Origin of the sequence: Streptomyces sp. M-16, from assembly GCF_052114405.1 — a bacterium.
GTDB lineage: Bacteria > Actinomycetota > Actinomycetes > Streptomycetales > Streptomycetaceae > Streptomyces.
In genome coordinates this window covers 22,037-31,831 of the sequence record NZ_JBFRER010000085.1, presented here as the reverse complement: position 1 = coordinate 31,831, position 9,795 = coordinate 22,037, and the positions used below count along the sequence as shown (strand labels likewise).

The following is a 9,795-nucleotide window of genomic DNA, read 5'->3' as shown; positions in this document are numbered from 1 at the left end:
CGTCAGCCCCGTCCGCCCTCTCCGCCCCGTCCGCCCCGCCGTCCGGGACGTCGGCGTCCGCCGGACGCGCCGGTACCGGAAGGCCCTTGAGCGCCGCGAGCCCGGCGGCGTCGGCGGCGGCCCACAGCGCGAGCAGCGCGGGCGGCGCGTCCAGCGACAGGTCGACCCGGTCGCCGAGCCGCTCGGTGACGGTCGCCAGCAGCCGCTCCCGTGCCGCCGGCGCGAGTACGTCGAACCCGCCGCGCAGCGCGGGCAGCCGCTCCAGGAACGCCTCGTCGGAAAGGGCGTCCACCCGGTCCAGCAGCGGGGTCAGGGCTGCCGGAGAGGCGTCCAGCAGCGGTCCGGCGGCGCTGAGCAGGCCGGTGAGCCGGCGGGCCAGGGCCCGCCGGCCGTCGGGGCCCGCCGCGCCGTCGACCCAGGCGGCGGCGCGCTCGCCGAGCCCGGCCGCCGGGTCCAGGTCCAGCAGCACCCGTACGGCCAGGGCCGCGCCCCGCATCAACGGGCTCGCGCCGCAGGCCAGTTCCGCCAGGGCGGCGTCCATGCGCAGCCCCAGGCGGCGGACGGCGGCCCGGTCGGCGAGGGCCACCAGGGTGCCCGCGTCGGCGGGGTCGTCGCTCCCGGCGAGGCCGGGCAGGGCCCGTACGGCCGCGTCGAGGAGTTCACCGGCCAGAGCGGCGGACCGCTCCCGGGCCCCGGCGGAGGCGCCGGGCAGGTGGCCGCGGCGCAGCCCCTCCAACAGGTCGACGGCGTCCAGGAGTTCCGCCGGCGCGGCACTCTCCGGCAGGACCGCCGCCAGCTCGTCCAGTCGTACGTCGACCAGCGCGGGCAGGTCGCAGCGCGCGGCGGCGGCCAGCCCGGTCAGCACCTGCGCCGCCGTCGGGCCGCCCTCGGCCGCCTCGCGGCGCGCCAGCTCGCGCAGCGTCCCCGAGGCCGCCTGGGCGGCGGTGACGCCGCGGACCCCCGCCAGGTCCAGCCGGGCCGGGACGGACGGCGTCCAGGACAGCCGCCACTTGCTCCCCAGGGCCGTGCCGTCGCCGGTGGCGGCCACGCCGACGGGCTCGCCGTAGGAGGCCCCGCAGACCAGCAGCCGCTGCAGCAGCACCTCGCGGCGCCCGTCGAGCTCGGAACGCAGCGGGTCGAGGCGGACCTCCCGGGCGGCCGGGTCCTCGGGCGACGGCAGCCGCAGCGCGGCCAGCTCCGCCTCCACCGAGGGCCCGAGCCCGGAGCGCGGGGCGTGCGGGGTGGTCCGGCCGCGGCCCGTGCCCACCAGTACGGCCTCCAGGGCGCGGGCCAGCGCCCGGCCCCGGCCGAGGGGTTCGCCGTGCCCGAGCACCGTCTGGACGGCCTCCAGGATCTCCCCCCGGCCGGGCGCGGGCAGCCCGCGCAGCACCGACAGGTCGCAGGCGAGCCGCAGGGTCTCGGCGGCCTCCCCGGTACCGGCGGTGTGCCCGGCGCGGCGCAGCTCCCGGCACACGCGCGTGACGGCGATCGAGGCGGCCTCCCGCAGGCGTTCGGGGTCGCCGCCCGCTTCGAGCACGGCCTGCTGCCAGAGCGGGTCCCGGATGCCGGCGGGGTATCCGGAGCGGGAGTCGAGCAGGTCGTGGGAGTACGCCACGAACGAGGTGACGACCTCCTCGGAATCACCCTTCGGCCCCGCCTCCGCGACGGCCTCCGCGACGGCCTCCGCGACGGCCTCCGCGACGGCCTCCGCGGCGGCGTCCGCCGCGGGGCGGCGCCCCGTCAGGGCCGGGGCGTGGAAGGCGCCGATCACGGCGGCCACCCGGCGGCCACCGGTGGCCGCGGCGGCGATCACGCGCCGCATGTGGGCCTCGCGGGCGAGGTCCACCGGGGGCACGGCGCCCGCGTCGGTCCGCAGGGCCCAGCCGACGCCGAGCGCGGCGCGGCGCACGGCCTCCGGGGTGCACCCGGGGGCCAGCACCTCGACGGCCCGGTCCCACAGGTCGTCCCCCTCGCGCCCGCTCCCGGCCGCGACGAGCCCGTCGGCGAACCGGGTCGGCCCCGCCCCGGCGGATCCGCCGGCCGCGGCCCCCCGGTCCGCCCCGGCCCCGTCGGCAGAGTCGGGACCCGTCGGAGCGGGGTCACCCGACCAGCCCCGGTCGGCGAGCGGGAGGTCGCAGCAGACCACCTCCACGCCCCGGCTCCGCGCCCAGCGGAGCGCCGCCAGTTCGGGGGAGAAGTCCGCGAAGGGGTAGAAGGCCAGGCGACCCTCCCGCCCCAGCCCGGCCAGGGCCACCGGCGCGACCGTCTCCGGGTCGGCCAGGTGGGCCAGCCACGGCTGGAACTCGGCGGGGAGCTCCACGCAGACGACCTCCGCCCCCGCCTCCTCCAGCAGGGCCGGGACCACCGCCGCGAGCGCGGGACTGTGGTGGCGTACGCCCAGGAGGTAGGGTTCGCGCGACGCGGCGAGCGCCGCCAGCGCCTCCCGCGGATCGGTGACCGTCAACGCAGGCTCCCGCGCAGGTCCCAGAGCCGGCGCCACATAGCCGAGCCGTCCTCGGCCCGGCGGCGGACGGGGCCGTCCCAGTAGCCCAGCAGTCGTCCGTGGTCGGCCGGGTCGTCCTTGCGCACGACACCCAGCAGGTGTCCCGGCAGCAGGTCCAGCACGTCGCCGCCCGGCAGGTACGCGGCCGCCACCCCCAGCGAGGCCGCCACCTGCACGGCCTCGGCCGTGGACATGACCGTGCCGGGCCGCTCCACGTCCCAGCCCTCGGCGCTGCGCCCGGAGCGCAGGTCCCGGAAGACGGTGACGAGGGCGTCGAGCACGGAGTCGTCCACCCCGAAGGCAGCCCCGGCGCGCTGCACGGCGGCGACGGCCTGGCGGCGGACCAGGGTGGCCTCGGCGTCCGGGTCCGCGATCGGCGCGACCGTCTCGAAGTTGAAGCGGCGCTTGAGCGCGGCGGACATCTCCGAGACGCCCCGGTCCCTGAGGTTGGCGGTGGCGATGACCGTGAACCCGGGGGCCGCGCTGACCGAGGAGTCCTCGGTGGCGGTCAGTTCCGGCACGCTGACGCGCCGGTCGGACAGGATCGACACCAGGGCGTCCTGCACCTCGGGCAGGCAGCGGGTGATCTCCTCGACCCGCGCCACCCGCCCGGTCCGCATCGCGGAGAGCACCGGGGAGTCGACCAGGGCCTGCGGGGTCGGGCCCTGGGCGAGGAGCAGCGCGTAGTTCCAGCCGTAGCGGAAGGCGTCCTCGGTGGTGCCAGCGGTGCCCTGCACGGTCAGGGCGCTGGTGCCGCAGACGGCGGCGGACAGCAGCTCGGACAGCATCGACTTGGCGGTGCCCGGCTCGCCGGTGAGCAGCAGTCCGCGCTCTCCGGCCAGGGTCACCACGCACCGTTCCACCAGGGCGCGTTCGCCGACGAACTTCGGCGCGATCACCAGCTTGGACGGCAGCCCGGCGCGCCGCTTGGGCAGGGCCAGCTCGGTCCCCTCGCTGCCGCACACGAAGGTCACGACCGCGCGCGGGGTCAGTGCCCAGCCGGGCGGGCGGGGGCCGGTGTCCTGGGCGGCGAGGAAGGATAGTTCGGCGGCGTACCGCTCCTCTGCGGGCACGACCTGCCGGGCGGGAGCGGGCTGTTCGGTGACGGTCATCGGTTCCTCGGGTCCTCTGGGCTGGGGAAAGCCTCGAACGAAATGGGTGAAGAGAGCGAAATGCGTGAAGAGGGGGGCAGGGTGCGGGGAGGGGCAGGGCCCGGGGAGCGGGCGCGGGGGCGCGTCAGGTCGCCCCCGCACCCGCTCCGGCGGGATCAGCGGCGGCGGCCCGCCGTGCGCTTCACCCGTAGCTGCTCGAAGCGCGGGACGTCGCCCTCCCGGACCCGCCCCCACGCCCGCCGGTAGAGGTCGGCGGCCGGCTCGGTGGGCACGAGCACGCCCAGCACGGGGCTGCCGCCCGGGGCCGCCGGGTACATCGACAGCTTCCACTGCTCCACCGGCAGCACTGGCGAACCGGGCTCGGCCCAGCCCCCGGGCAGGAACAGGGTGCGTCCGGCCCGGGTGCGGGCCGCCTGCACCACCAGCTCGGTGGCGGCCAGTTCGGCCCGCGCGGCCTTGATCCGGGCCGGCTTCCAGCCCGTCCACCGCGCCGTGTTGCGGTCGGTCGGGTCGGGCATGGCGAGCAGCATCAGGTACAGGGCGGCGGCGTCGGCGCCCAGCCCGTACGCGGCCTCCGTCTCCGCCACCAGCTCGGGCACGCTGCGGCACGGGTCCTGGGTCCACCAGGTGCCGTCCTTGGCGACCGCACCCGCCACCGGCGCGCCCGGATCGGCGAGCAGGGCCGCGAACGCCGGGTCGTGGGCGAGCCGCAGCGCCGTCTCGGCCGGCGAGGGCTGCTGGTCGACGCCGCGCAGCAGCGGCAGGTACGGGTCCGAACCGGTGGAGTCCAGCAGCGCCGTGCGCAGCGCGGGCCGCGGCCGGTCGTCCTGGGTGGCCAGGACCACCGCCCCGTAGCGCTCGTACCCCTCGCCGGTCTCGGTCGGGGCGCCGGCCGCGGTCCGGAAGTCGGTCAGCGAGGTGTAGTGACCGGCGGCCAGCAGCAGCCCGGGGGCCGCCAGCCGCTGCCGGACCGCGGTGAGCGCGGGCGGAAGGCAGGCCCGTACGGGGTGCCCCGCGGGCAGCCGGTGCGCCAGCCAGGCCGTCAGGGCCGTCGCCCCGCCCAGCGCGGACGAGTCGAAGCACCGGCTGACGGGGACGACGGGTTCCACGTGGTCCCCCCTGACCGCCCACTCGACATCGGCGGACAGCACCGGGGACGACGCCGGCCCGAGGAGATCGGGCAGCGCCCGGTGCGCCGGCCAGGAGGTGCGCACGTCCCGCGAGGCCTCCGCGAGCACCCACTCGGGAACCGGCGTACGGCGGCCCACGCGCTGGTTCCACACCCGCGCGGCGGCCGCCGCGTCCGGGCCGTCGGTCCACAGCCGGGCCGGGTCGGCGGGCAGCAGCGCCGCGACGAGCTCGCGCCGCACGTCGAAGCCGAGTTCCTTCAGGTCGTCCCGGGCGTGCGCGGCGTCGGTGGCCTTGACCCCGAGGACGGCGCGCAGCTCGGCGGGGAGGAACGCGCGCTCGTACGAGTCCAGCCGCGGCAGGCCCGCCAGCACCAGCGCCGCCAGCGCGGCGGACACCCCGGTCAGCCGGGCGAACTCCTCGGCGGCGGACGCGAACCACGGCGCCGGGCCCCGCCGGTCGGCCTCGTCGAGGAACGCGGCCAGCCAGCCGGCCGCCCGGTCCGGGTCGCCGACGGTCGAGCCCGCCCCGACCTGGGCGTAGGGCGCCGGTACGGCGAAGGCGCCGGCCGGGTCGTGCAGCAGCCCGTCGAACTCCTGCCCGTCGGGCAGCACCTCGCCGTGGTCGGTCACGGCGAGCAGCGCGCCGCCGCCGAGCGGCAGTACGGAGCGGTGGCGCGGGTTGCGCGCCCGCCCGCCGGCGCCCACCAGCCGGGCCGAGTCCAGCCGGACCCGTACCCGGCGCCACCGTGCGGCGCAGCCCTCGGCGGAGTCCACGGCCAGCGCGCCGACCTCGCCGAGCACCCGGCGCAGCGCCGCCCGCTGCTCGTCGGTGGCTCCGGCGACCGCCATCCGGTAGGCGACGGCCGCGGGCTGCTCCAGGAACGGCCCGGTCCACGGGAACGCCGACTGCGCCAACTTCGGGACGTCGAGGTGGAGCCGGCCGGGCACCCCCTCCGCGGCGGTGTCGCCGGCCGCCTTGGCCAGCGTCCGCAGGAAGCGGAACGTGGCGTCGCTCTCCCCGCCGTGGCGGTAGTACCCGTTGCCCACCAGGCCGTCCAGGGCGTCGTCCAGGAGGTGGTCGGCCGGGCCCCGGTCCGCCCGGGCGGTGCGCGGGGCCACCGGGCCCCGGGCCAGGTCGTCCGAGACCTTGGCCAGGGCCCGCTGCTGGACCAGCGCGCCGCGGACGGCCGCGGTCACGCCGCCGAGCAGCGCGGGCGCGGTGACGCCCGGCAGGGCGGCCCCCACCAGAGCGGGCACGTCCGCGCCCTTCTCGGCCTCGGCGACGGTCTTGAGCAGGGCCCCGGCGGTGGCCGTGCCCACCGCGCGCAGCGCCGCCGAACCCTCGGGGTCCCGGGCGCGCAGGCAGTACCAGTAGGGCAGCGGGGGCAGTTCCGCGCCGCGCGCGGAGTAGGCCGCGCTGTGGTGGTCTCCGCTGATCCGGGAGACGGCCGCGCCCTCGGGATCGGTGAGGGTGAGCGTCCGCCAGTCGCAGGACACGGCGCGGGGCCGGTCGTCGCCGGGCAGGGTCACGGCGTGGAGCGGGATCCGGGAGCCCTCGCCCAGGGTCACCGACCGTCCGGCGTTGTCGGAGCCGTGCCAGCCCTGCCCCGGGACGCGGACGGTGCGCCAGCCGAGCAGACCGTCCACGGGAGTGCCGAGCACGGAGCCCTCGACGGTGGGGGTGGGGCGCAGCCAGTTCTGGCCGGAGTTGTCGGGCAGGGTGCTGCCGTGCGGGTGGTCGCGCAGGGCGTCGGCGAGGAAGCCGGGCAGGGAGCGCCGCCCGTGGAGCCCGGTGGCGGGGTCGTACTCGGCCCAGCCGGCCTCGCCCTGCGCCGCGCCGCGCTCCCAGACCCAGTACGAGGTGCCGTCGCTGATCACCGGCCGCTCGACGGGCAGTTTGCTGTCGCCGCGGTGCAGGACGCCGCCGCCCGTGGCGCGGCCGCCGCCCGGCAGGGGCAGGGTGACGTGTTCGGAGCGCACCGACCAGTAGTTCGCGGTGGAGTCCAGGGTCAGGACGTCGCCCGGGGAGCTGAGCCAGTAGCCCTGCACGGGGCCGTTGTACGGGACCCAGAACACCAGCAGGTCGCCGTCCGTGTAGTGGAAGCCCAGCTGGTGTTGGCCACCGGCGGCGGGGATCCGCAGGTCGTGCGTCAGCACGGTGGAGTCGGCGTCGATGACGCGCACCTGCGTGGAGTTGGCGACGATGACGTACGGCCAGGCGTCCATGACGGTCAGGTGCCGCCGGTTGCCCCCGGGCGACAGCGCGGTGACGGCCTCTTCCCAGGCGGGCCAGACGAGTTCCTCGAACAGGCCGCCGCGCAGGGTGCGGGCGAGGATCTCGCCCAGGTCGGCGGCGGCGGCCCGGGAGACCTCCTGCGGGGCGAGCGCGAGCGCCTCCGCGGGGAGCCAGGTCAGCTGCCGGATGGCCTCGGGCAGGTCCGGCAGGGCGGCCGCCGTGGAGGCCGCGGCCACCTGGCGGACCCAGTCGGCGAGCAGTGCGCGGCTGCCGGGGCATTCGGCCAGGCGCCGGACGGTTCCGCGACCGCCGGATCCGTTGCCGTTGTAGCGGTCCAGGGTGCGCAGGAAGGCGGGCCGCAGCCGTTCGTCGGCGCACAGCGCGCTGAGGTCGCGCGGGTCGGGGGACTGGGCCCACTGGTCCAGGCCCATGAAGCCCTGCCAGGCGTTGCCGGGATCGGCGACCGGCAGGCCGAGGGAGAGCAGGAGGTCGATGAGGTTGACGTCCTGGAGGGCCAGGCGCAGGCCGTTCTCGCGTCCCGGCAGGGCGAGTTCGGTGCGCAGCCGGTCGGCGCAGCGCGTGACGAGCGAGAGGAGGGCGGGCAGCGTCGGCGGGAAGCCCCAGCCCGCGTGGCGGGCCGTGTGGAAGCGCTCCAGCCAGCCGGCCGTGCCGTCGGGGCAACGCTCGGCCTCGGGCAGGGTGCCGTCGGCGAGTCCGGCGGTGGCGCCCGATTCCTCCAGCACCTCCAGCCACAGCGCCGCCAGTTCGCCGGCCTCGCCGCCGCCGCTGCCGGGCATCATCCCGAGCAGGGTTCCGCGGACCGAGGGCACGCGCCGGGCCAGTGCGACGAGCGCGGTGCGGTGGGACTTCCACCAGCCGGCCGCGGCCCGCAGGGTGGCGGGGAGCGGCAGCAGTTCGGCGAGGTACTCCTGCTCGGGTTCGCCGCCGGTCAGCCCGGCGGCGCGGGCGAGGCGGCGCAGCTCGGTGGTGGCCTGCGCCGAGGGCGGGAGCCCGCCCGCGGTGCGGCGCACGCACAGTCGGCGGAAGCGGTCGAAGGCCTCGGCGGGGGAGACCCGCGCCGAGAGCTCCTTGCCGTATCCGGTGAGGACCTTCACCGGCAGGGCGCCGGCCAGGGCGAATTCGAGGAAGACGGCGTCGAGGCGGTCCTCGTCGACGGTCAGGCCGTAGCCGGCCTCGCTGGTCCGGGCGCGGCCGAACAGCTGGGCGGCGTACGTGGTGTTCTCGACGCCGAGGAAGACGCGCGCGGCCTGCTCGTAGAAGACGGGCAGSAAGTGCGGGACGGCGAGGGCGAGCCGGTCGGCGAGCTCGTGGCAGGCGTCCAGGGCGGCCTTGGGCTTGGTCTTGGCCTGCCGCGCGAGCCGGTCCAGCTCGGGGACCACGGCGAGCGCGTGGTGGCCGTCCTCGGGGTGGTGCACCAGCACCCATTCGGGGAAGCCGAGCGCCTGGCGCCGGCCGAGACCGACGACGGGCGGCTCGCCCTGCGGCACGAGGCCGAGGAAGCCGGCGGCGAGGTCCTCGGCGGCGCCCAGCTCGGCGGCGGCGAGCCGGACGACGACCCGGTCGTCCCCGAGCGCGGGGTGACGGTAGGTCCGGGCGGTCAGCGGGACGGCGGCGGGCCCGGCACCGGTGGTGCCGACGGGCAGGACGGCTCCGGCGGCCAGCAGCGCGGCGCTCGCACCCTCGCCGCCCTCGGCGCCCGCGGTGGTGCCAGTGGTGGTCCCAGTGGTGCTTATGGTGTCGGTGGTGCTCATGCGTCCCCGCCCTCCTCGATCTTGCGCCCGGCGTACAGCGCCGCGGCCATCCGCATCCCCTCGGACCAGGCCACCGGTCCGACCTCGCCGAGCCGTACGGCCCGGCCCTCCTCGTCGTGCCAGCTCAGCGGGCCGGTCTCCGACTCGTCCTCCCAGTAGGGCTCGCCGATCCAGACGGCCGCCTCCACCGCCCGGCCCGAGTCGCGCACCTTGCAGGTCGCGTAGCCGCCGGCGACCCGGTAGCCGAGGCCGGTGGCGCGGGCGGCGAGGCTGAAGCGGGAGGGGAAGGTGCCGCCCGCGTAGTCCCGTACCTCGGTGGCGGCGGGGGAGAGGTCCGCGGGCTTCGTCCAGGTCGCCCGGTGGATCTGCTCGACCCGCTGGGTGATGTCCAGTTCCGCCGCGAACTCCCGTACGTCGTCCAGGTCGGGCAGCAGCACCGGGTGCGGCAGGGTCACCGTGAGCGGGCGCAGGCGTACGGTCTCGCCGTCGAGGTTGACCACCTTGAGCTCGCCCTCGGCGGTGGCGTCGCGCAGGAAGCCCACCTCGTCGGGGTCGCTGTCGGGGACGACGGCCAGGTCGCGCAGCGCGGCCTGCCAGGCCTCGTCGGGCCACACCCGGGCGAGGAGGGCGGTCGGCACCGGCAGGGAGGACACCATCCAGGTGTCCACCTGGGCGGCGCAGGAGGCCTCGTGGCGGTCGAGCCACTCGGCGAGCCGGCGCAGCCGGTCCACCTCGGGATGGTCGCGCAACGCCTTCGGGACCGTCTTCAACTGCCGCCCCGCGGGCCGCCGCACCGCGACCCGCCCCTCCACGAGGGCGATCTCGTACCCCTCGTCCAACGCCAGCCAAGACATCAGCCCGTGCCCCTCCGCCTGTCCGAAAATGGTCTTGCGCAGCCCGATGCGAGGCGCCAACGCCTGCTGAGCTGCGGTATGTCGGGAGACTAGCGAGCCCCACTGACAACACCGTCCGCAGGGCTGCCCGAAGCCTGCGGAGTGCGGACGCGACACAGCCCCCCGGTCCGTGGACCGGGGGGCTGCGT

The 9,795-nt window shown here is 77.4% G+C and carries 4 protein-coding genes; all 4 read right to left on the bottom strand.

Going from position 1 to position 9,795, the window contains the following annotated elements; translation table 11 throughout:
- On the bottom strand, positions 1 to 2,464 hold a 2,464-nt coding region (locus AB4039_RS29990; RefSeq protein ID WP_442272263.1), incomplete at its 3' end, for a DUF5682 family protein.
- Entirely contained in the window at positions 2,461 to 3,615 is a 1,155-nt protein-coding gene (locus AB4039_RS29985) for an ATP-binding protein (protein ID WP_266836619.1), read from the bottom strand. The genes AB4039_RS29990 and AB4039_RS29985, both read right to left, overlap by 4 nt.
- 155 nt (positions 3,616 to 3,770) lie before the next feature.
- On the bottom strand, positions 3,771 to 8,753 hold the full coding sequence (locus AB4039_RS29980; protein WP_442272262.1) for a DNA-binding protein: 4,983 nt from the start codon (positions 8,751 to 8,753) through the stop codon (positions 3,771 to 3,773).
- Positions 8,750 to 9,607, bottom strand: a complete 858-nt coding sequence (locus AB4039_RS29975; RefSeq protein ID WP_266836615.1) for a DUF4132 domain-containing protein — start codon at positions 9,605 to 9,607, stop codon at positions 8,750 to 8,752. The genes AB4039_RS29980 and AB4039_RS29975 overlap by 4 nt, the downstream gene beginning before the upstream one ends.
- Positions 9,608 to 9,795 lie beyond the last annotated feature (188 nt).

Bases quoted from the DNA above. Each gene is read 5' to 3' on its own strand.
- AB4039_RS29985 (WP_266836619.1), bottom strand. From the start codon at position 3,615: ATGACCGTCACCGAACAGCCCGCTCCCGCCCGGCAGGTCGTGCCCGCA.
- AB4039_RS29975 (WP_266836615.1), bottom strand. From the start codon at position 9,607: ATGTCTTGGCTGGCGTTGGACGAGGGGTACGAGATCGCCCTCGTGGAG.